This is a genomic window from Psychrobacter sp. 4Bb (assembly GCF_002836735.1).
In the GTDB taxonomy this organism is placed as follows: domain Bacteria; phylum Pseudomonadota; class Gammaproteobacteria; order Pseudomonadales; family Moraxellaceae; genus Psychrobacter.
This window is the reverse complement of record NZ_PJAS01000051.1, coordinates 188,418-212,072: the sequence shown is the minus strand read 5'-3', so window position 1 is coordinate 212,072 and position 23,655 is coordinate 188,418. Positions and strand designations below refer to the sequence as shown.

General features: G+C 43.4%; 17 protein-coding genes and 1 pseudogene. 11 read left to right on the top strand and 7 right to left on the bottom strand.

Annotation, left to right across the window (positions count from 1 at the left end):
- Window positions 1-28 precede the first annotated feature (28 nt).
- The gene (gene uvrA / locus CXF60_RS03030; protein ID WP_102090729.1) at window positions 29-2,596 is read left to right on the top strand and encodes an excinuclease ABC subunit UvrA; all 2,568 of its coding nucleotides are present in this window, start codon (window positions 29-31) and stop codon (window positions 2,594-2,596) included.
- A gap of 50 nt (window positions 2,597-2,646) precedes the next feature.
- On the opposite strand, the gene CXF60_RS03025 is transcribed toward uvrA, so the two are convergent.
- From CXF60_RS03025 to CXF60_RS03015, 3 genes and pseudogenes are all read right to left on the bottom strand, one after another.
- On the bottom strand, window positions 2,647-3,387 hold the full coding sequence (locus CXF60_RS03025) for a proteasome-type protease (RefSeq protein ID WP_102090728.1): 741 nt from the start codon (window positions 3,385-3,387) through the stop codon (window positions 2,647-2,649).
- 42 nt (window positions 3,388-3,429) lie between these two features.
- On the bottom strand, window positions 3,430-4,215 hold the full coding sequence (locus CXF60_RS03020) for a transglutaminase family protein (RefSeq protein WP_102090727.1): 786 nt from the start codon (window positions 4,213-4,215) through the stop codon (window positions 3,430-3,432).
- Window positions 4,216-5,069: 854 nt separating this feature from the next.
- Window positions 5,070-6,653, bottom strand: a pseudogene (locus tag CXF60_RS03015) (circularly permuted type 2 ATP-grasp protein); the annotation flags it as partial.
- Window positions 6,654-6,874: 221 nt separating this feature from the next.
- Here CXF60_RS03015 and CXF60_RS03010 point away from each other — a divergent pair.
- The gene (locus tag CXF60_RS03010) at window positions 6,875-7,513 is read left to right on the top strand and encodes a GDSL-type esterase/lipase family protein (protein WP_228707023.1); all 639 of its coding nucleotides are present in this window, start codon (window positions 6,875-6,877) and stop codon (window positions 7,511-7,513) included.
- Between the two features lie 175 nt (window positions 7,514-7,688).
- Here the strand turns inward: CXF60_RS03010 and CXF60_RS03005 are convergent, their stop codons facing one another.
- On the bottom strand, window positions 7,689-8,789 hold the full coding sequence (locus CXF60_RS03005; protein WP_102090724.1) for a DUF2855 family protein: 1,101 nt from the start codon (window positions 8,787-8,789) through the stop codon (window positions 7,689-7,691).
- A gap of 33 nt (window positions 8,790-8,822) precedes the next feature.
- Window positions 8,823-10,262 carry an NAD(P)-binding protein gene (locus CXF60_RS03000; protein ID WP_102090723.1) on the bottom strand — a complete coding sequence of 480 codons (1,440 nt, stop codon included), beginning with the start codon at window positions 10,260-10,262 and terminating at the stop codon, window positions 8,823-8,825.
- Between the two features lie 118 nt (window positions 10,263-10,380).
- On the opposite strand from CXF60_RS03000, the gene CXF60_RS02995 reads away from it, so the two are divergent.
- The 5 genes from CXF60_RS02995 to CXF60_RS02975 all read left to right on the top strand — a co-directional run bounded on the left by CXF60_RS02995 (window position 10,381) and on the right by CXF60_RS02975 (window position 14,519).
- Entirely contained in the window at window positions 10,381-10,968 is a 588-nt protein-coding gene (locus tag CXF60_RS02995; protein WP_102090722.1) for a TetR/AcrR family transcriptional regulator, read from the top strand.
- A 233-nt stretch (window positions 10,969-11,201) separates the two neighbouring features.
- Entirely contained in the window at window positions 11,202-13,256 is a 2,055-nt protein-coding gene (locus CXF60_RS02990) for an autotransporter domain-containing protein (RefSeq protein WP_102090721.1), read from the top strand.
- 174 nt (window positions 13,257-13,430) lie between these two features.
- Entirely contained in the window at window positions 13,431-14,174 is a 744-nt protein-coding gene (locus CXF60_RS02985; protein ID WP_102090720.1) for a M90 family metallopeptidase, read from the top strand.
- A complete protein-coding gene (gene rhuM / locus CXF60_RS14710; RefSeq protein WP_102090719.1) occupies window positions 14,150-14,329 on the top strand; it encodes a RhuM family protein in 180 nt (59 codons plus the stop codon). Before CXF60_RS02985 ends, rhuM begins: the two co-directional genes overlap by 25 nt.
- Window positions 14,330-14,348: 19 nt before the next feature.
- Window positions 14,349-14,519 (top strand): hypothetical protein, encoded by a 171-nt coding sequence (locus CXF60_RS02975; RefSeq protein ID WP_228707022.1) that lies wholly within the window; start codon window positions 14,349-14,351, stop codon window positions 14,517-14,519.
- A gap of 155 nt (window positions 14,520-14,674) precedes the next feature.
- On the opposite strand, the gene CXF60_RS02970 is transcribed toward CXF60_RS02975, so the two are convergent.
- Complete coding sequence (locus CXF60_RS02970) at window positions 14,675-15,343, bottom strand: hypothetical protein (protein WP_102090718.1); 669 nt, start codon at window positions 15,341-15,343, stop codon at window positions 14,675-14,677.
- Between the two features lie 202 nt (window positions 15,344-15,545).
- Between CXF60_RS02970 and CXF60_RS02965 the strand changes: the two genes are divergently transcribed.
- The 4 genes from CXF60_RS02965 (at window position 15,546) to CXF60_RS02950 (ending at window position 23,029) form a co-directional block, all read left to right on the top strand.
- Window positions 15,546-16,037, top strand: coding sequence for a hypothetical protein (locus tag CXF60_RS02965; protein ID WP_228707021.1), 492 nt, complete (start codon window positions 15,546-15,548; stop codon window positions 16,035-16,037).
- A gap of 1,308 nt (window positions 16,038-17,345) precedes the next feature.
- Window positions 17,346-18,611: a tyrosine-type recombinase/integrase gene (locus CXF60_RS02960; RefSeq protein WP_102090717.1), complete on the top strand. Its 1,266-nt coding sequence runs from the start codon at window positions 17,346-17,348 to the stop codon at window positions 18,609-18,611.
- A gap of 213 nt (window positions 18,612-18,824) precedes the next feature.
- Window positions 18,825-21,605 carry a phosphoenolpyruvate carboxylase gene (gene ppc / locus CXF60_RS02955; RefSeq protein ID WP_102090716.1) on the top strand — a complete coding sequence of 927 codons (2,781 nt, stop codon included), beginning with the start codon at window positions 18,825-18,827 and terminating at the stop codon, window positions 21,603-21,605.
- A 257-nt stretch (window positions 21,606-21,862) separates the two neighbouring features.
- Window positions 21,863-23,029, top strand: coding sequence for a TauD/TfdA family dioxygenase (locus CXF60_RS02950; RefSeq protein WP_102090715.1), 1,167 nt, complete (start codon window positions 21,863-21,865; stop codon window positions 23,027-23,029).
- 153 nt (window positions 23,030-23,182) lie between these two features.
- Here the strand turns inward: CXF60_RS02950 and CXF60_RS02945 are convergent, their stop codons facing one another.
- Window positions 23,183-23,632 carry a hypothetical protein gene (locus CXF60_RS02945; RefSeq protein WP_102090714.1) on the bottom strand — a complete coding sequence of 150 codons (450 nt, stop codon included), beginning with the start codon at window positions 23,630-23,632 and terminating at the stop codon, window positions 23,183-23,185.
- Window positions 23,633-23,655: the final 23 nt, after the last annotated feature.

Below are 23,655 nucleotides of genomic sequence, written 5' to 3'. Positions count from 1 at the left end.
AACAACGATTCATAGGAACAATAACGCTATGGCGAACCCAAAAAAATTAGAAGAAAAAACAAGTAAAACAAACACAGTAAAAAATGCCCTTTATAACCCTGATCAAGACAATATTCAGGTCAGAGGCGCGCGTGTACACAATTTGAAGAACGTTGATGTTGATTTACCTCGCAATGCTTTGGTGGTCTTTACCGGTATCTCAGGCTCAGGAAAGTCGTCATTAGCATTTGGTACGTTGTTTGCCGAGTCACAACGCCGCTATCTTGATTCGGTATCCCCTTATGCAAGACGGCTCATTGATCAGGTCGATGAGCCAGATGTTGATTCTATAGAGGGGTTGCCACCAGCCGTTGCTTTGCAGCAGAAGCGGGGTACGCCTTCAGTGCGCTCATCTGTGGGTAGTGTAACGACGATATCCAATGGTCTGCGTATGCTCTACTCACGCGCAGGAGAGTATCCGGCGGGTCAAGGAATACTATATGCCGATGCATTCTCTCCCAATACGCCAGATGGCGCTTGTCCGACTTGCTCAGGTATCGGCCGCGTATTTGAGGTCACTGAAGAGCTGTTGGTGCCAGATAACACTAAGAGTATACGCGAGCGGGCAATTGCGGCTTGGCCACCAGCGTGGCAAGGACAAAACCTCAGTCGTATATTGACCACATTAGGCTATGATATCGATAAACCATGGCACACACTGCCGAAAAAAACACGTGATTGGATTTTGTTTACAGATGATACACCGACGGTACCTGTCTATCCTGAATACAACATCGAACAAACACGCGATGCGATTGAGAAGGGCGAAAAGCCAAACTATATGGGTACTTTTACCAGTGCCAAAAACTTCATTTTGCACTCTTTTGCTACCACTCAGAGCCCGCGTACCAAAAAACGCGTCTCGCAGTTTATGCAGATATCTGAGTGCCCTGAATGTCATGGCAAGAAACTAAAGAAAGAATCGCTATCGGTTAAGTTTGCAGGACTCGATATCGGTGAGCTATCACAGTTAACACTGACTGAAATGGCGGAAAAATTAGAAGCAACCGCTCGTACTAAGGTAGGCGATAACACACCAAACCGCGAAAAAGCCATCGTCGCCCAGCGTATCGCCAGTGATATTCTCTCTCGTGTTGAAGCGCTGACAAGGTTAGGGTTAGGCTATCTCTCGCTTGAGCGTACCACACCGACTCTCTCTCCTGGTGAGCTACAGCGACTACGGCTGGCAACCCAGATTCGCTCGCAGTTGTTTGGCGTGGTATATGTCCTTGATGAGCCATCGGCAGGTCTTCATCCTGCTGATACTCAAGCATTGCTAGGTGCGTTGGATGAGCTGATTACCACTGGTAATTCGGTGTTTGTCGTTGAGCATGATGTGAGTGTCATCAGACATGCCGACTGGGTAGTCGATGTCGGGCCAAAGGCAGGCACGCATGGTGGCGAGATTGTCTATAGTGGCCCTGTAGATGGACTTCGTAAAGTTACGCAGTCGCATACTGGTCAATATCTATTTGCCAATGCTACGTCTAACGCACAGTCAAAATCTAACACAAGGCAGCCGGCAGCCTGGCTTAAGCTTGCCAACATTGAGCGAAATAATATTACAGGATTAGATGTTGAGTTTCCGCTTGGGGTGATGACCAGCGTCACAGGGGTCTCAGGCTCAGGCAAATCAAGTCTCGTCAGCCAAGCATTGGTAGAGCTTGTCAGTGAAGCGTTGGGGCAGAAGACAGTTACAGAAGCGCCTGTTGGTGAAGCAGATTTACTTGAGCAGGAGCTTGAGTCAGTAACTGGCGGTGAGATCGTCGCTGGCATGGAGCACGTCCGTCGTCTCATTAATATAAATCAAAAAGCAATTGGTCGTACACCGCGATCTAACTTGGCAACCTATACGGGCTTGTTTGACGATGTACGCAAGCTGTTTGCAGCGACCAAGCAAGCAAAAGCGCAAGGCTATGATGCTGGCAGGTTCTCATTTAATACGACTAAAGGCCGCTGCCCAAATTGCGAAGGTTTAGGGTTTGTCAGTGTTGAATTATTATTCTTACCAAGCGTCTATGCACCTTGTCAGGTTTGTCATGGTCAACGTTATGATGAGGAAACACTAGCAATCACTTATCGAGACAAAAACATCGCTGAAGTATTGAACTTAACGGTTGAAGCGGCTTATGAGTTTTTTGTTGATGAAGCACCTATTTTGCGTGCATTAGAGGCATTGCTACAAGTTGGACTTGGTTACTTACGTCTGGGTCAGCCTGCCACCGAATTATCAGGCGGCGAAGCACAGCGTATTAAACTTGCTACCGAGCTGCAACGCACGCAGCGAGGCGACACGCTATACATATTGGATGAGCCAACCACTGGCCTACACCCTGCTGACGTGTCTATGCTGATGACGCAGCTGAACGGTCTTGTCGACGCGGGCAATACTGTCATCATGGTTGAACATGATATGCAGGTGGCAAGCAATAGCGACTGGATCATTGATATTGGGCCAGGGGCAGGGGATGCGGGCGGGATGATTGTCGCACAAGGTACGCCATATGACGTTGCCCAATCAAAAGACAGCCGTACTGCACCTTTCTTATCGGTATGATTTTATTGAAGTGACGACAAGTCTTCAAATTGGGTTCGAAGGTGGAAGGACTATCCCCAATAACCATCAGGACATTTAGGCAATTCAACTAACGTGCGACGTAACGCATCTGACCATTGATGACGGATGGTATTAAAATATTCATCACGCTCATCAATACGTCGGCCGTTTGGCAGAGCTAGGCTGTCATTGTTATAAAGTACAAAATCTATCGGCATACCGACTGATAGGTTTGAGTGAATCGTGGAATCAAATGACAGCATCAACGCACGTGCCGCGTGCCTTACATCCGTGTTGTAGCTGACAGAACGATCCAAAATAGGTTTGCCATATTTGCTTTCACCTAACTGAAAGAAGGGCGTATCTTCAGTGGCTTTGATGCAATTGCCTTCAGGATAAATCAGGTATAGCTCAGGTGGCTGTTCTTTTATTTGACCACCAAGCATAAACGAGCTGGTAAATGCACCATCGCGAGTAGAGTTAGCGACTGCTTTTGCATGGTTCATAACATCACGCATACATTCACCAACCATTTGCGCGGCATCAAACAACGTCGCTACTGTATTAAGGTTACTCTCAGCACGCTGGTCAATGTCGCTTTGTAGTTTATTGAACACTGCCTGCGATGTCGCTAAGCTGCCAGCTGTCTGTAACACCATAAAGCGCTCGCCCTCAACACCGTATTGATACAACTTTCTGAATGTCGATATGTGATCAACACCGGCATTCGTGCGCGTGTCACTGGCAAAGACCATACCGTCTTTTAGACGAATGGCAGCACAATAAGTCATAAGATACCCTTGATGAATAAACGTAATAAAAAATAGCAAACGCTATGATAGCTTTTTGACTAATACCAAACTGTAAAGATTTTCGTAACCGCCGCCCATACGCACGCCGCGAACAGGCGCGGTATCTAGATAATCTCGCCCAATAGCCACATACACATGTGAGCTTGGAGTAAATGCCTGATTTGAGATATCAAAAGTATACCAGTAACCATCTAACCAAACCTCAGCCCATGCGTGACTGGCCATGTGATTTTCGGTGTCGTCATATAGATAACCAGACACATAACGCGCTGGAATCTGTTGATCGCGCAATATACTTAAAAATACATGCGTATGGTCTTGGCACACCCCAGCACTTGTCGCAAACGCCTCAGCAGCGGTCGTGCCCACATGCGTGACGTCTTTAACAAAAGGCATTTTCACAATAAGGGCATTTGCCATTGCCTTTAAGCTGTCATGAGTAGGGGTTTTTAGATATGGCGCTGCAAATTCTCGCATCTCTTGTGAGCATTTGGTCAACGGGGTTTGTACGGTAAATAATAGGTAGGGGACATGATCCATATCTTCTAGTCGTTCGGTTTCGGTATTGATCTCAACAATACCCGACGCCTGCATTTGTAAGTTGTTATGTGCTTCGTTACGACTGAGCGTGAGCCATGCATTACCAAAGCCGTCCTTTTGATTGGTCGCCACTTTAGGGAGCATGACATCCCATTTATGAATGGTTTGGTGCGGCATTTGCATGGGGGTCATGCGTATATACTGTACACTGCGCTGCGCCAGCTCATCGTAATAATAGTTGGTTTGATGACTGATTTGAAGTTTCATGGCATTTTCCTTATAGCGTCTTTCTATTTTCTGTTTATTCCATATGTCTCATAAGCTGTTGTTATTGGTTTTTGGCTAGACACCTTCTATACACCTTGACGCAATATGAGATTGAATTCCTTGCTAATCAGCGCAAAATCACTAAATTTCTTTGACCTAATCATCTGATTGGTCAAGCGGATAAGTTCACGCCAGCGCGTATTTTCCGGCAATTCATTAATCCAATGTCTGAATTCAAAACTGATCTCTGTTGAATCCTCTCCCAACAAGACGGCACGCTCAAGCTGCTCAAAGTGACGCCCTAATTGCCAAAAACAAGTCACTGTCGGATTTTCTTGTTTCATCGCAGCGTTACACGCGTGTAGCTGCAAAGTCGCCGCTCGATACGTGCCAGCACTCGATAAACGCTTGATCAAGTTGTATAATTCAGCAGTATCTTTACCAATAACACCTTTGGCCTCTTGGACATTATCCTCAATCGATTGCACGATATTGGGTATGATGTTTTGTTCCAAATCAGCCATCATTTGTGCCTTCATGGTGGTCAGTGACACTTCACCATCAACGGCAAACCCTAAGTGACTGATTAAATGCCTAATCTGTGATTTTTTAAGATCGCCTTTGATGAGTTGTTTCATAACATCGTCGTAGTAATACAGACGCTCACTATATCGGCCTAGCCATATTAAGTGACTGGCGGTAGAGAGTAGCAGTATCATGGGCGCATCATCTAAACTCTCGTAACCTGTTTCTAAGGGTTGGACGCGATCATAGTAGTTTGCGTGCCCTGAAGCATTGACACCTATTGATGATAAAGGCGAGCACTTGTCGGTTTGCTGGCTGTCTAAATCACTGTCATCAATAATCCAAGTGTCTTTGATGCCGCCGCCTTGTGATGAATTGACGACCAAAGAGCCTTCAACCATGGCCACTCGTGTCAGACCACCGGGTACAATATCTACTGTGCCATCACCATGACTGAGGATAAAGGGGCGCAGGTCAATATGACGCGGTGCGATACCGTCGCTTACGGCAGTAGGGTTGGTAGATAGTGAGATAGTCGGCTGGGCAATAAAGCCGGCTGGGTTTTCAAGCAGACGCAGGCGATATTCTTCGACTTCTTTTTTGGTTGATGTTGGACCAATAAGCATCCCGTAGCCGCCTGAGCCCTGCGTTTCTTTTACCACCAGCTTGTCTAGATTATCGAGTACATATTTGAGATCGTCGGGCTTACGGCACTGGTATGTCTCGATATTAGGTAGGATAGGCTCTTCATTTAAGTAGAATTTGATCATATCTGGCACAAAAGGATATAAACTCTTATCATCGGCCACACCCGTACCTGGGGCGTTAACAATTACCACGTTGCCAGCGCGATAAGCACTCATTAGCCCTGATACACCCAATATGGAGTCAGATTTAAAGGCTAACGGGTCAATATAGGGATCATCAATGCGGCGGTAGATCACATCGACTTGTACCTTGCCGCGAATGCCTTGCATATAGACTTTGCTGTCCTCAACGACCAAATCATAACCATGGACAAGTGGTACATTCATCTCATGCGCTAAGAAAGCATGCTCATAATAGGCACTGTTAAAACGACCTGGCGTTAGAATGACGACTTGTGGATCATATTTGGATGTTGAGCTGGCTAGACAGGCTTTAAGACGGCTAGGGTAATCACTAATACCCATAATAGGCGTTTCAGTAAATATATCAGCCAAGAGCGTTTCTGATATATTGCGACTCTCAAGCATATATGAGACGCCTGATGGGGTACGCAAGTTATCCTCTAACACACAAAACCTACCTGTCTCGTCTCGAATCAAATCAATACCGCTAATATGCGAATAGATAGGTTTGTCGAGCTCAATACCCATCATCCACGGCTCATAGCAGCCACTGGCATAGACGTAGCTGGCAGGGACAATATCCGCTTTCATGATGGCTTGGTCATGGTAGATATCATGTAAGAATGCATTGAGAGCGGTGATACGCTGTTTACAGCCTGCTTCTATTTGTTTCCATTCGCTCGCTGCAATAATGCGTGGAATGATATCAAACGGAATCATACGCTCGATGTTTTTGGCATCGCTATAGACGGTAAAGGTGACGCCTTTACGGTAAAAGATATTTTCTGCTTGTTCGTTTAGATAATTGAGGGCATCCATGTTGATGTTATCAAGCCAATGGCCAACAGCTTGTGCCACTGGGCGATACTTACCCTTACTGATCTGCAATTCATCGAAACTTTGTGATTTTTGCTCAGGTTTTTCTGAAGTGTCTTTTGTTAAGGTATCTTCGGTCGGTGTGGACGCGGGACTTTTAGTATTGTCATTGGGCACTTTGATGGATTGACTCTGATTTTGATTTGCAGTTTTTTCTTTGTCTGGGTTTCCATCCTTAGACTGACTTTGAGATGCTGTTTTATTCATAAATACCTCACGTATCCTTGGTAAAGTTATACTTTATGATGAATACACTGTCTATGCTAAGTAGAGTAGCACTTGTACTGCGCCCAACAGGTAGTCTATCTCCTGTATGGACTATACAACGGTTACTGAGCAATATACAACAAGAGTTAAATAATAGATTTTTAAAAACTTGAACCTAATTCCAATAAGTTTAACTCAATAGAAACAGGAGGAGAGAAGACGTGAAGCTACGTGGAAGGTTCTTCATGCTGGCAGGTATAGGGTTGTCAGCAACTATCAGTGTGACTGGCTGTGGTAGCGAGCCGACACAGACGGCCTTACCCGCTGGTAGTACTGTGGTCGCACTTGGCGACTCTCTAACCTATGGTTACGGCGCAAATGATGAAACAGCGTATCCTACGGTGCTAGCAGAGCTAAGCAAATGGAACGTCGTTAATGCAGGCGTCAATGGTGATACTTCTGCAGATGTGCTTACTCGAGTGAATGAGATCACTAAGCAAAACCCTGATTTGGTTTTACTGGGTGTGGGAGGTAATGATGTATTGCAGCGCATTGCGCCTGATACGACGCGGGCTAATATCATCGCGACTATAGACACCTTACAATCCAACAATATTGATGTTGTCCTAATCGCTGAGCCGCATCTTAGTACCAGTGCATTATTTGGAAAGGCAAGTGATAATCCATTGTATGAAGATATTGCGGAAGCTGAAGGCATACCTCTGTATTCTGATGGTTGGTCCACTGTACTATCAGATGAGGCTCTAAAGTCTGATAAAATTCATGCCAATGCTGCAGGCTATAGACAGTTCGCTGAAGGGTTGCATGATTATCTAAAAGACGAAGGGTGGGTACGCTAGACCGCAATGTAAACTACAGTTTTTAAGTTTAAAAGTTATGAGTAAGGTGTCTGTCTGTAGTCAGTGTATAACGTACAAAAAAAGCAGAGAGCTTACTGAATAGGCTCTCTGCTTTTTAATTTTTATTTTGTTAATGACAAATAGTCGATAAATTTTATAGTCAGACTTTTATAGCCTAGTTTCTTTCATTGTCACCCATGACGACTACCAAACCTTCGTCAGCGGCTATCTTACCTTCGCAGATATCTTTATAAACCTCTAGTAAGTCACTGACTCCATCAAGCTCCTGAATCTTTAACCACGCACTAGTTTTTGCAGTGCTATTCATGATGTAGTGCATAGAGCGTTTATTGAACTCTTCAGGGCCCCATTCTTTCATACGTTGCTGTACATGACTGGGCGCAAAAAACTGCTGGCTACGTGCTTGAATGATACCTTCGGTATGACGTGGTTCGTCCCAGTGCGTGAGGCCAACATTGCTGGTGTAACGCATGTTATCGCCTAAGTGCCTATGTAGACGACTAAGCACGTCAGTATTGGCCGACATATCGACAATGACCGTTGGTTTGCTGGCGTCAATCTGCTCAAGCGTGTCATAGCTAAGCACACTGTTATAAGCGTCAATTGACTTAACAAAATCTATATGACGGTTTGATGTGAGGCCAATAACGTGCGGTGCGTCTTTATCATCAACCAAGCCGTATGCTAAGCCAGTACTGGTCTTACTAGAGGCACTGATAATCACCACTTGCTCTGCACCAAACCAGTCATTACTCTTCAATAGATCATGTAAGCAAAATGAGGTCAAATGCAATACGAACAACAGCATGCGCTGATCGTCATTGGCACGGTCATAACCAGGTTCATGATTGACACGCTGATATAGGTTATAACCGGGTGGTAGCTCGGCACGATGGACACTATCATCAAGTAAACTGGTTTGGGTGACTCGCTTGGGTGTTATGATTAACTCATTGGCGGGCGGGAAGTAACCGAATAAGCGCTCACCGATAGGTAGTGCATCACTATTGGACTCAACAACATCGCCAAAACCCCATACTGGAATAATACCCCATTTTTCAGGCTCGTCACCATTTGGCGGAAAAAACTGCCAATAGCGTAATTGGTCACCCATGACTGCATAAGTAATGTTGTTGGCGGTAAAGGCAAAGCGGTCGACTTTGACACGTACTTCGCCATTGCCTAGGGTATGTGCAGGCGTCTCTTGCAGGCGAGCTTGAGTTAGGTTTGCTTTATTGGTCTGAAATTCTTGCATGGTTATTTCCTTTTTTATTTTATAGTTATCGAATTAAGCATTAGCAGTTTTGGCTTGACGCCCTGCCGTAATCTGCATGATTTCACCCATGAGTTTGGGCATGTTTGCAGCGGCTTTTGGTCCTGCTTCTTTTAGAAGCTTAAGAATAGCAAGCTCTTCAGGTGGCATGTCTTCGCTGGCTCGTACCAATTTGGTGAAGCCATCTAAGCGATTGTTGATCATCCATTCACGTAGCACAGGCTCCTTTGACCAACGCATCTGATTCTGCATTTGTTTAACCAGGCCAACCAAAAAGTCCGTATCATGATTTGGAATTGGCACCACTTGGCACAACTCGTTTTTGATAGTTTCATCATCATAACTGGCTTCAATGTGGGCGATAAATGCGGCACTAAATACAGGTTGATAGGTACGTACGGTTTGCACCACCACGGTATCACCTTTGAATACATCGTACGTCTCTGTCACTGGTACTGCCCGTGCAGAGCAGTCGATATGCATGGTGTTGGGGGTGGTAGAAATGCTGTCCTCACCAAAATAAATCTTGTCAGTATCTAAGCGGGTCACGCGACCTTTACGTACAATGTTTTTAACACGGCGTAACTGCTTGAGCTCTTCACTGCTAATGGTAGCGCCATGGAACATTTGCGGGCGTACATTTGGATCAATACGCATTAATACGCCGCCTTTTTCTAAACGATCAAACAGGTTTTCGATGTTTTCTGCCTCAGCAATCGCTTCTGCCTGAGTAGCCTGTGCTCCAATAGTATGGGTGAAAAAATCACGAGAGGGTTGGGTATTTTTACGATCGATCAGCCAAGCATCTCTTGGCATAATCCATGTAATATAGTCTGGATCAATTTGATTCTCTAGTAGCCATAAAACCGCATCAATACCTGTTTTTCCGCCGCCGATAATCACGTAACCGTCACGAGGTTTGGTTAGACTCGGCAAATCATTTAATGGGCCAAACTTAACACCATCAGCAATCTCAAAGTTTGGGGTATGGGTCGCTGGTACTGAGGTTTTGAAGTAAGTACCGTCAATGATTTTCTTATTGACCTTAACCTCATAGCTAGTATCAGACAGCAACGATGAAAACTTGCCGTCGCCTTTGTACTCACACATCGGGAAGTATTTCACGCGGCCACTTGGTAAAAACGTGTGCTTCATGACTTTATCAAAGTACGCCATGACTTCTGCGCCTGACGCCAGCTCGGACAAGCCTTTATTTAAACCAATTTTATCAATCATACCGCCGCAAAGCTCACGTGAGCTAACGCCATAAAAAGACGACGGCTGATGTAAGGTGACAAACGAATAGGCATCGTTCCAATGACCGCCTGGCTTATGATGTTTATCGACGATAATAATATTAGCATCTGTTTCTGTGAGCAGCACATCGGCAAAAGCCATGCCCACCGCGCCACTACCAATGATTAGATAATCCGTTTCTAGCTGTTGAATACTCATAGTGTCCTTACTCTAAGTTGAGCTTCTATCAACACAATCAATTCATAATTGTTTGTGCATAACAGTGTTATATACCAGAATAACACTGTTATAATTGTCAAGACATAGTGAGAATCTAATGGATGCCAGAACCAAAATACTAAACGCTGCATCTGAGCTTTTCTTAGAAGGGGGTGGGGAAGCCTTGAGTGTACGCGCCATATCCAAGCGGGCAGGACTGTCCACCATCGGTATATACAGTCACTTCCAAGGTAAGCAAGGCATACTAGATGCGCTGTACATAGAAGGGTTTAATCTCGTTCGTGAAGCCATGGATGTCATTCCAGAGGGTAGAGCAAACAAAGAGCAAGTGCTAGAGGCGTGCCTAGGGTATCTCAATGTGGGCGAGAAATATGAGGCGCACTATCGGCTGATTTTTGGGGAATCTGATGCAGGATATCAGCCCTCAATCGAGGCCATTGCAGCAAGAGATAGTGCGTTTTCGAAGTTGGTTCGGGTGGCAGGTTCTTATTTATCAGAAGATGCTAGCATGACGGAACGTCGGCAAATAGCGTTAGATATCTGGGCAATCGTGCATGGGTACGTCAGTATTAGTCACCATGTAGTGTTCGCCGATGAACTGGAGCTAGATTGGAAGACGATGGCACTTCGTGTGGTTGGAGTACAGTTGGATGCCATTGACCTAACTAAAGCTAAGCATCAATAAAGCCTTCCTAAACGACCCAATAAATCAGCAGTATGAAGGTGACAATGAATATTAAACAGCGATTCGTAAGTACTGATCACGGATAAGCAACTACATAGGTACATAGCGTTTTGATGAGCCACCATTCTGCTTAAAAAGTAAATAAATAGACATATGTCTTTTATCTTGTAAACAGCATTATTTTAGGTTATTTTTCACTGTTGATTACCGTTTTTTAACCAAGGAGAAGCAGTTTGGATACTAATTTATCACCGCTTAAGATTTCAGTGGTTGCGGCGCTGACACTGCTTACAAGCTCGCAAGTATTTGCAGAGGCCAAGTATGGAGATTATGGTACAGAAACGGCGCTGACGCTTGCCCGTGACTATGCTGGTCGTTATACAGGTTCCGATAAAGAAGTCCAAGCTGCTGATTATATGCAGCAGCGTATGACCATCGATGGCAGTAACAACCAGGTCAATCGTCAAACTTTTGATTTCGTAGCGCCTCGTGGTTTATTCAGAGGTCAAACATTAACGAGTAATAACGTTGTCGTGACCCAAAAAGGCAGTGCTGATACCAACAGAACGCTATTTGTCGGTGCACATTATGATTCTGCAGTAGCCTATCCAAACTATGCAAATCTAGAAGCATTGGACGATAATGCTTCTGGATCCGGCGTCTTAACTGAGTTGACAAAAAACCTGACTGGCATTGAGACAGAGCATGACATTCAGTTCGTGGCATTTGGTGCAGAGGAGGGCGGTCTCAATGGTTCAAAGGCGTTTGTTGATCAACTAACGGACGCAGAAAAATCAACAGCGTTGGGCATGATTAACCTAGACAGTCTGATTACAGGCGACAAAATGTACGCCAACGCAGGGCGAAACGCTTATGACAATGACGGTAATGAAGTGGCTGCCAATGTAAGTTTGCGTGAAAACGCACTGCGCATCGCAAAAGAGCTTGGTATTACACTAGAAGTCAATACAGCCATTATTGCACCAGGTGAGACAGAGCCATACGAGCCTTATGGCGTTGGCTGCTGCAGCGATCAGGAATCTTTTGATAGTGTCATGCAGGTCGTCGGATTTGAGGCAACTAACTGGGGCCTTGGGCCTGATTATGATGGTTACACACAAACTGAAAACCCGGATATTCCAGGTGGCTATACGTGGCATAACCCTGCATTAGATAACGAAGAAGTGCTTACTGCGGCCTTTGGTGAAGAGCGCATAGCGCAAAGAATGCGTGACTACTCTCGTATCATCAGCAGATTGATTGTTGAACAAACCAATGCTGATATCATCGCCTCAACCAAGAGCGCTATTAATCTGCAAAATACGATGGGCTTAGCTTTACAAGACAATGCTACCGACTCGCACTCAGCGGTGCTTGAGCGCGCCAATGCTTTGGCATTGCATACTCTCGATGATGCGGAGCCTTTGGATTCTGAGTCGCGTACTCAGGTTTGGGTAGATGGCTCCCAAAGCTACGTGGATGCTAATGAGGTACAAGAGGGCACTCGCGCCAATATTGGTCTGTATGGCGAATATACTGTACTGCCGAGCTGGCGTGTTGGCGCAGGTGTGCAAGCCGCCAATCAAAACAATAACACCGTAGAAAACGGCATTAAAAAAGATACGAGCTATGGCATTCAAGCCTATTCGTTACTGGGCGGTAAAGACACGGCTTGGTGGAACACCACATCTCTGAGCTTATCTAAACATGATTTGGACGTTAATAGAACGGTAAAACTGGATGGCAATGATGGTATCAATATTATCAACAATAGCGAACGTGGTGATGCGGATGCCGATGTGTTTAGCGCATACAATGAGCTTGGCTACAATTTTCTTATCAAGAAAAACGTCGCGCATGGTGCCTTTTTGGGTCTGAATTACAGTGATACAGACATAGATGGTTATACCAGTGGCAATGCAAACTCTCGCACTGCACTAAAGGTTGATAGCACGTCTAGAGAGGCATGGGATTCAGAGCTTGGTTACCAGTTGCAGTATGGTTTTGATTTGATGGGCACGCCTGCCAAACTTCAAGGAAAAATCGCTTACGTGCATGTTATCGACGATGGTTTAACAGACAGTTTATCGACAACGTCTTTAGCTGATGATCAAACAAGAGAGGTTAGCATCACCCAAACAGATAAAGATGACGACTATGGACGTTTTGAGCTGAGTGTGAGTAACAAAGTTCATAAGAACGTTTATGCGTATCTGAATGGCGATACCACCTTTGCACGTGATGATAAAGACAGCTCAGTACAACTAGGCTTGCAATATCAATTTTAAAGCTTAATGTATGAATGTCAGACTGCGCTGCTCAATAATTCATTTATGAGCAGCGTTTTTTGCTTATACATGTCAATATATTACTTATAAGGGCATATTGTTGATTACCGATATAATCTTCAGATTCAGTAATGCCAATGTATGTGAAATATTAAAAGAATAGGGGTGGCGTATATGTTTGGCATCATAAAAGATTGGCGTGAGCAGCGCATACTAGATAATAGCGAGTTTACCCATGCCGATTGGATACAAGCGGCTGAGCGTATCGTGATACTCGACAGATTAAGTGTTAACGAGATGATGCATTTATTCGAGCTCGCGACATTGTTTTTGGCTGATAAGTCCATCACAGGCGCACAAGGCTTTGAAATTACGAATGCTGTCAGACAGTCGATTGCACTGCAAGCATGTTTGCCGATCTTAAACTTAGGCCTTGATTGGTATGCTGGTTGGTCATCCATCATCATTTATCCTGGCTCGTACAAGAGTGCTAGCACCACGGTGGATGAGTTTGGTATCGTCCATGAGGGCACTCAGCACCGTAGCGGAGAAGCATGGCTGCGAGGGCCTGTCATTCTCTCATGGAAGGACGCTAAGTACTCAGGCGAACGTGACGGACACAACGTTGTCATTCATGAATTTGTACATAAGCTCGATATGATGAACGGCCGCGCCAATGGTTTTCCACCGATGCAACCTGATATGGATCCTGCAAACTGGACTCAGATTATGAGTCGCGATTTTGAAGATTTTCAAACACATCGCAAGTCAGGGCTTGATCGGTATGGCGCAACCAATCCTGCAGAATTTTTTGCCGTTCTCAGTGAAGTGTTTTTTGAGACCCCACAAAAGCTAGTTGATGCTTATCCGGATATTTATGAGATTATGGTGAAATTTTTTCGTCAGACGCCGTTATAAGTGATATTTATAGGGATGGTGATAGTAAGCTGTATTTAAGACAGCATAAGCATATTGCAAATTCAGACCGTCCGGTGACTTTTTATGACTTAGACGTGGTTATATCAGTCGGTTATCGCATCAAATCTCCTCAAGGCGTGCAATTTAGACGTTGAGCACTGCAGCGGCGCTTTTTTGTTCGTGGATTTTTTACGCCGTAACCACCGACTGCTGAATAATAAAGGCGACATGGTCATCAATAATACTGGGCTTGCAGCTTTAATCTTACTGGTCGCTGAGTCTGACCCCAACCAAAAAGAAACTTTGATCAAATTGATTATGAATATGTTGTCGTTAGAGGGCTAGTAACAAAGCTTGTCATTAAAAACTATACCAAAAACCATGTAGCACAATCCGCTATATATCTTTAATTGAATATATATAGCATTTATATCCAGATAGAGTAAGCTGTCACTTTAAACAAGCCTTATAAAAGTTGTCGGGCAATCTTTCTTTACACCTTAAACCGTCCATTGGTCATTAATGATAGCCACTAGGTAACGCTTGCCTTGATACTCATCAAATACCAAGCGTAGTACCCGCCAGTCCATACCATCATACTCATCCGTGCCTTTATAATAAAATTCTATAACATCTGATGTTTGGTATATTTCTTTTAAATTATTGATAGAATTACCATTATTTTTGAATTCATTGACATTGATACTAGCATTATTGAACTTTTTGCCATCCACCCAAGTATCCAGATAAGCAGGCAACGGCGTGACCAATAGATCGCCAGTACCGTCTTTTTCGCCCCAAGTAAATTGAATGTTAGGCTGCTGTAAATACTGTGCAAATTGCCCGCGGCTAAAGACTTTATCTGACTCAGGCCGTACATAAGCGTACATCGAAAAACGAACGCCACGTGTTGGATGGATATCATTAGTGATTCTAGAAAAGTCCTTATTTGCCAGTGCGCGCTGTATACGTAACGCTTGTTGCCTAAGGGTTTGCTGGCTGATATCAGCATTACTAGGTGTTGATGAGCTACTGGTTGGCTGAGATACAATGGCTTCACTGGACTCAGAAGCAGACTGACAACCCGTAGCAGCTAGCGTGAATAACAGAAGGCCGCTAGAGACTAATGTTGCAGATTTTTCCTTAAAAAAAGCAGGTAATGTCATCATAAAATTATCCTTAGCACAGTTATTAGCGAAAGAAACATCACTATAAATTGTCATGGGAACTGGTAAAAAATACCATAAAAGCGTTATGTAATCGATATTTTAGTAAGTAAACCTGAATGATACGATAATACAGCAGAGTCCGAATATAGGTATGATGTAATAGTCGGTAACACTTATAGGATAAAAGCTCGCAGAGAATAAGATGCCAACATATAAATCGCTGACATTACTATTGACCATAGGACTGATGCCTGTCGGTCACGCTATAACGGATGTATCAAAAGTAGATCAGAAACAAAATGCCATGGCTGATATAAAGATTGCGACCATCACGAAAATGTACCAACAAGATATTGATGACCAAGGTATGAGTAATCCTGTAGTGCTGCAGCAATATGCTGATGCTGACTTGCAAGCAGCGATGCAACTTGAGCAAGCATATTTTGATAAAACTCAGACGTCCTGCAATATAGATTACGATGTACTTTGGAACTCGCAAGATCCTGACTATAAGCAAGACAAAAAGTTTTCAATAACTGATCAAGGATTGGTTCAGGTTAGCTTGGCACAAGGTAGCGATATTTATTATGAGCTGTCATGTGACGATAATGATAAAAATTGCCAAGTTGCAGATGTGGTTTTAGATCAGGATGACAAAACGTTACGTCAGCATTTGCTTGAAACTTGTCGTTAGTAAAAGTCTATAACTAATATCAAATCCGAGTTAAGGTATCAGAATGACATGGTGTAAATGGTTTTTCGCCTAACTACTAAAACCGTTGGTTTGTTTTCGCATAATGTATATTATGTTAAATAAGGTCTATTAGGTCGTAGGTTTAAGCCTTACTAACTATAGAATCATGACGATCATACATTTCTGATACTGCTAGGTATAAACATCCTACCAAACTATTTAGCTCTCACCGACTAACTCTGTCCTGTTAATTCAACCGAATCTTTTGGATGATAGTTCACGCTTGATCAGTTTTACTTCTAAACATCTCTGACAGGTATATTATTACGTCAATCATTTAACGTTTTATTAGACGTTAAGGTTTGAATGCTCTGTATGACTGGTTATTAATATTTTATGATTTGCGATAATACGAATGGCTACATCCAAACCCATCATTAGCTTTTTCTTCGATATGATCATGGCTATTCGTCTGCGATAGCTTATTTATTATCCGTGTCCACCGGCTAAGTCTTTAATATAGATATGCTAATAGCCTATTTTTGATAACCATCATTTGTATGGTTAGATATCTTCTAATTTTGCCAAAATAGATTAAATTGCAAAAACTCAGCCAAACGATATAACTCCTTCGAATATTTCTAATCTTATCTAGCCTTCAAACGCTATACCCAAGTCATCACGTATAACCTTTTAAATTTAAATCATAGACAGACTGTTAAATCATTAGAACTGACGCTATTTATTCTTGCAGAGTGATGAATTTTATCTACCTATAAACAGTAGCCCTCTATTTATTGTTACCAAGCTATTTTTAAGATGAATGAGCTATCTATTGATATTTTTTAATATATTCAGCCTTTCGTTATATATTTTCTATAAACCCCTCAAAATTGGTGCATTCTAAATTTGCACAGAACAGTACTATGACCCTGATTTTTATATTCTGTGCGAGTACAGGAGCATGTGTTTTGTAGAGAATATGCTCAACTCCTTGCCGAATCAATCATGGAAACGATAATCGCATTTAACTATGTATCGAAATAACTGGTAGAAATGCCGTGTAACCCATTCAGCGTATGGCCTACTCACTATTTGGCCACTATGCTATAATTATCCCCAAGTGAACCTTGGGGATGATTTAATATTAAAAGTATTATTATATAAGGATTTACTAATAATAATAACGAATACCAGTGTCCATGACAGTGTCCAATAATTCTATAGTTTTCTACAGAAGAGACTTTTTATAAGTCATTAATCATAAACCTATCATTAACCTTAATTATCATATGACGGATGTACATTATGGCTATCGACACTGCAAACGATATCAATAAGCTTGAATGCCGAGACAAAGATTATTCTGTCAGTATCTCAGGTGTGGCTGGCCTAAGTCTGCGTATTTATCCAAATGGCAAAAAGGAATACTACTTACGTTATTCCCATCCGCATATCGAGGGCAAACGCCCTAGGATGATGTTGGGTAAGATTGAGGATGTCAGTCTCCATGAGGTTAAGTATAAAGCAGACACCATTCTTGATATGGTCGCAAAAGGCTCTGACCCTAAAGCTATCCAGCAAAAAGAACAAACCAATAAATATACTCACCTAAAAAACGCACCATTTTCTGAGATTGCAAAAGCATGGCGAGAACACAAAACAGCAGGTCGCAATCAAAGTAAATCTAAAAAACCGTCATACAGTGAGTCAACCCTCAAGTTCTGGGATTTATGTCTAGGATATATGTGCCAAGAGATTGGTGATTTAAGAATGGACGATATCACCAGTGAGATGATACTGAGTGTGTGCGAGTCGATTCAAAACAATGGCAATCAAGCGACTTTCGTTGGTGCAAGCACTCGTCTGTATACTGAAAAAGTCTTTTCATTCGCTGTTGCTCGAGGGTTGTGCGATAGAAATGTGGCAATTGATACCCGTGGTGAGCTTGCACCTGCCAACTCAGGCAATCACTTGCCAGCCATCACCAAACCAGATCAATTTGCGACGCTTCTAAAAGATATGTCTGATTTTAGAGGTGCAAGTAAGATTACATTAGAGGCGATGAACTTATTGCCTTATGTATTTGTACGTAGTATCGATCTGCGCTCGATGCGTTGGGATGACATCGATTGGGATAATAATACATGGGCGTTCTCCCCGACCAAAGGCGAAGGTCGTGACGATATGGTCTCTCACTTAGTTGTCCCCTTGGCCACGCAAGTGATTTCTCGATTACGAAACATTCAGTCAATTACAGGGCATAAAGAGCATGTATTTGCGTCGATGCGCGGTTCAAGCAATGCTTATATTAGTAAAGCGACGTTGGTGCAGATATTCCACCGACTTGGATACAAAGACGTGCAATGTGCGCATGGATTTCGAGCTTCGGCTAAAACCTTGCTCATGGAACAGCCTGAGCTACGCTATTCAGATATCGTCACAGAATTACAGCTAGGTCACAGGATAAAAGACACACATGGCGGGGCTTACAACAGACTCGATGAAATCGACACTAGGGTACAGATGATGCAAGATTGGGCAGATTATATAGATAATCTTCGGAGTCGTTAGAGAAATAATCTAAATAAGTTTTTTCTAATAACTGCTGAAAAACAGACTTCGCCATATATTAGTAATAGTGTCATAAAGGTTGATTAGCAAAAAAAGTTGTTATCAACATCAAGCAGGCCTCACCTATTTATGTTAAATTGCAAAAAACCATAAGGATATTACGTATAAGATAACCATAGTATTGTATCCATTCATTTGATAGGAAGGTTGAAGATGACACTAGATAACAACGTACTACGTAAACGCACCAGCTTGTTGGGTTCATTATTAGGTGATGCTATTTCTCGCCAATCTGGTGAGCAGACGCTAGATACGATTGAGACGCTGCGCAAAGGCTTTATTCAACAGCGTCGTGAGCCGAATGAGGCACATAAACAGCAGCTTATCGATTTTATTGCTTCTTTAGACAATCAAACCTTAAAAAACGTCATACGCGGCTTTTCTATCTATTTTTTCCTAGCCAATCTAAGCGAAGAGAATTACTTGCGTGAGCAGCGTCACGCGCAGCGTATGCAATCTGAGCAAAGCTGGGAAGGATCATTTCGTCGTACTTTACTTGAGTGTCGTGAACGCAATATTGAGCCTGCTCAAATGCAAGAGCTGATTGATCAGCTGAAGTTTACACCTGTATTTACGGCGCATCCTACCGAAGCGCGTCGCCGTACTACGATGAATATCTTACAAAGTCTATTCACGCATAGCGACGCTTTAAATAACGTGTCTGAAAACAGCTTCGCCTACGAGCAAGCTAAAGAACAAACGGCGCAAACGATTGATCTATTATGGTCGTCTGACGAAGTGCGCACCCGTAAGCCGTTGGTATATGATGAGATTAACAATGGCTTGCATTACTTTAATGCCAGTTTGTTCAATGCCATTCCTAAAGTATATCGTAATATCAAAAAAGCCATCGTTGATATCTATCCAGAGCTGACGGATTACCCATTACCAGCGTTCATGAGTTTTGGCTCTTGGATCGGCGGCGACAGAGATGGCAATCCTTTTGTGACTTTTGAGACCACAGAGCTTGCCGTATTGATGCATGCGGATACCGTGTTACGTCACTATCAAGTGCTACTCAAAAAACTGCGACGCCAGCTCATTCATAGCGATACGATTGTGACGGTCGAACCTGACGTATATGCCAAAATCAAAAGTTACGATGAGCTCGATCAACGTGTGTTTGATTACAATCTCGATGACTATGGCAATGAGCCTTATCGTCGCCTGCTCTCGATAATCCTCACTAAAGTCAAAGCCACCAATCGCCGCATTCAAAGCAAAGGTACGGATATCGAGGCCGAAAAAGATGCTTATCGCAATCCAGAAGAGTTACTAGAAGACCTGCGCATTATCCGTCAAAGTGTCAATACACACGATACGGCACATAGCGATGGGTTATTACTCGATGTGATTCGTCTGGTCAAAACCTGCGGCTTTCATTTGGCGGCGCTCGATATCCGTCAAGAGTCCTCATATCATAGTGAGGTGATTGCCGATATCTTTGCTAGTGCCTCCAACCTGCCTGATTATCAAACGCTAAGCGAAACCGAACGTCAGGAATGGCTCACACGATTGCTAGAAAAACCAGGCACGCCGCTTATCTATACTGATAACCTGACAGACAAAACGCGTGAGCAATTGTCACTGATGAATTCGGTCGCTACTCTACGCAAATTGGTTGGTCAAGACACCTTTGGCAGTTACGTCATCTCCATGACCAATAATGCTAGCCAGTTACTAGAAGTATTGCTATTGATGCGGTTTGCAGGCTTATGTACGATTGATGCTGACGGTCAATTGTCTGCTGACCTACCTGTCGCACCGTTGTTCGAGACCATCGAAGATCTTAAAAACATCGATCAAATATTACCTGCTGTGCTAGACAATCCGCTGTATCGTGGACTGCTACAGAACACGGACAACACGCAAGAGATCATGCTAGGTTATTCAGACTCATCGAAAGATGGCGGCATTATCACCTCGGCGTGGCAGCTTTATAGTGCACAGCAAACCATCAACCATATCGCTGAGCAATATGGTATAAAAACACGACTGTTCCATGGTCGCGGCGGATCTGTGAGCCGTGGTGGTGGGTCAACGCATAATGCCATCGCCGCACAGCCCGCTGGCACGCTACATGGTCAGATTAAAGTGACTGAACAAGGCGAAGTGCTATATGCCAAATACGCCAATACTGACACCGCTGTATTTGAGCTTACCATGGGTATCACGGGCACACTCAAAGCCTGCTCGTCCAGATTTGTGGTGCAACCTACTGAGTTACCAAATTATGAAGCGCTGTTTGCACGCTTAGCGGATGCAGGTGAGCAGCGCTATCGCGAGCTAACCGATCATACCGAAGGGTTTTATAAATTCTACTCCGAGGTCACCCCTGTTCAAGAAATCTCTTTATTAAACATCGGCTCACGTCCAGCCCATCGCAAAAAAGGCCTACCAAGTAAAACCACCTTGCGAGCGATTCCTTGGGTGTTTGGTTGGTCATTGGCACGCTTTACCCTACCTGCTTGGTATGGCGTCGGTAGTGCGCTGCATAGTGTCAAAGCTGACGAGGCATTAATGAAAGAGATGAATAAGCACTGGCCGTTTTTTAGCGTGTTTATCAGTAATATCGAAATGGCCTTTACCAAAGCCAATATGAATATTGCCGAGGCTTATAGCCAACTGTGTGATGATGAGCCGTTACGCGAAAAAATCATGACATCGGTCACCGATGAATACACGCTGACCAATTCAGGATTAAACTCTCTGCTTGAGCAAGACTCTTTATTGTCCAATCAGCAAAACCTTGCTTCATCCCTGCAGTGGCGAGACGCTTATCTAGATCCTATTAACTATATCCAGATTGAGCTGTTGAAGCGTGCTAGACAACAGGATATCCCGAACGATGCGGCACATGACGACCTTAATGTAGAAGACCCATTAATCCGTAGTATCAATGCATTGGCAGCGGGTTTACGTAATACTGGTTAGGGTAGCTTTTCGATAAGTAGCTTTCGGATAAATAAAAAGCTTATACCAATTGTCGCAAATATTAAGGCTTCGTTCGCGAAGCCTTAATATTATTCAAAACCCTTCAAAAAATATCTCGCCAGATATCAATCGCAGTTTAGTACTGCGTTGATTGATATTGCCTATTAGGTGATTCGTAATTCATTGTTTGAATAACCGATCCGAACAAGATACCGTAAAATATATTTTTACTTCATGTATATGTAGGGTCTGCTCCAATGGAAACGCCTCAAGCAACGCCAGCTCTAGACATCGCCGTAGCAACTGACTATCAAATAGAATCCGTTGCGCTCATTGATCGCGCCATTCAAATACGCTGGAATGATGGTATCGACAGCACCTATCACTATATCTGGCTGCGTGATAACTGCCCATCGGCTTTCCATCCGCAAACTGGCGAGCGTAGCTTTGATTTGCTGAGTATCTCAAAAGATATCCATCCACTCTCTGTCTCTTTTGATGAGACAACGCTGACGATTGAATGGTCAGAACAGGCGCATATCAGCCACTTTGAACAAAGCTGGTTACGTGAGTTTGGGTATTCTAGTGCATTGACCAAGGACCATAGCAGTCCTTATGAAAGTTGGGATGGCACGTTTATTGACCACATCCCCATGTATGACCAGCAGAGCATCATGACCAGTGACAGCGCTTTATATGAGTGGATGAGTGCGCTGGATAAATATGGGCTTACTATCATTGATAATATGCCAGATGACGCTGATGCTGGCGTACAGACCGCCATGCGAGTTGATTACCTGCGGCAGACTAATTTTGGCATGACCTTTGATGTGATATCAGAGAAGTCGCCGATCAATTTAGCTTATACCTCGCTCTCATTACCTTTGCATACCGACTTGCCAAATCAGGAGTTACCTCCAGGCTATCAATTTTTGCATTTTTTGAGTAATGAAAGCATAGGCGGCGAATCTACTTTCGTAGACGGATTAAAGGTGTTAGAAGGGTTACGAGAAGAACAGCCTGAGTATTTTCGCTTGCTGGCCGAATATGCCATCCCCTTTCGTTTTCATGACACTGCCCATGATATCCGTGAGCACCACCCTGTCATCAATCTAGACAACTTTGGCAATATTGTAGAAATCAAATACAACGCCCATCTTGCAGATGTTTTCGATTTACCAAGTGACGTTATGTACGACTACTACCTTGCTTATCGAGAGCTAATGGCCCGACTAAAAGACAGTCGCTATAAGATTGAATTAAAATTAGCAGCGGGTCAAATGGTCGTTTTTGATAACCGCCGAGTCCTGCATGGGCGTAACGCATTTGATGAAAACGTCGGTGAACGTCGTCTCAAAGGCTGTTATGTTGACCGCTCAGAATTTAAAAGCCGCTTAAGAACGCTCAAAAAGCAACTGGCTTAAGACGATTCACAAGCTAGCTAAAGCATGGAGCACTGACTCCACAAAAAAGCCCCATTCCTCTTCTCTTATGTTTAGAGAGGAGAAATGGGGCTTCATGTTATTCACTTACTGACTTATAGCTATCAACATAATCTTATAGCACTAATAGTGGCCCTAATAACTGGATTCACGATATAAGGTTTTATGTGCTTCTATTCTAAAGTCTTCAGCGCTGACAGCAGGCATTATACCGTGTGCACTGTACTTAGCTTGTATGATCTGTTCTTCCTCACGAAATAGCACATTTTGCGCTTCTTGCTTGAAGTCATAATAGCTAATTGCGGTGTCATCTTCATGACCATCAATAACTATAGGTTTGTTAGGTTGGTTTTGGCTATTCGAATGCTGTTGTACAGTCTGATTAGCATTAGCCTCTTTAGTAATGTTGCTTACTGCTAAACCGTTATTAGTCGATGCTTGAGATAGCGTGGAAGAAATACGGTTAGACATATAGAAGGCGGATATTAGAACAGTACAGATGACACTGATAATAGCAAAAACAAGACTACGTGGTCTGATGCTTTTTGGCTCAATATTATTATTCACGTTTTCTGATTCATTCATAGTTGCGTACCGTATAATTCATA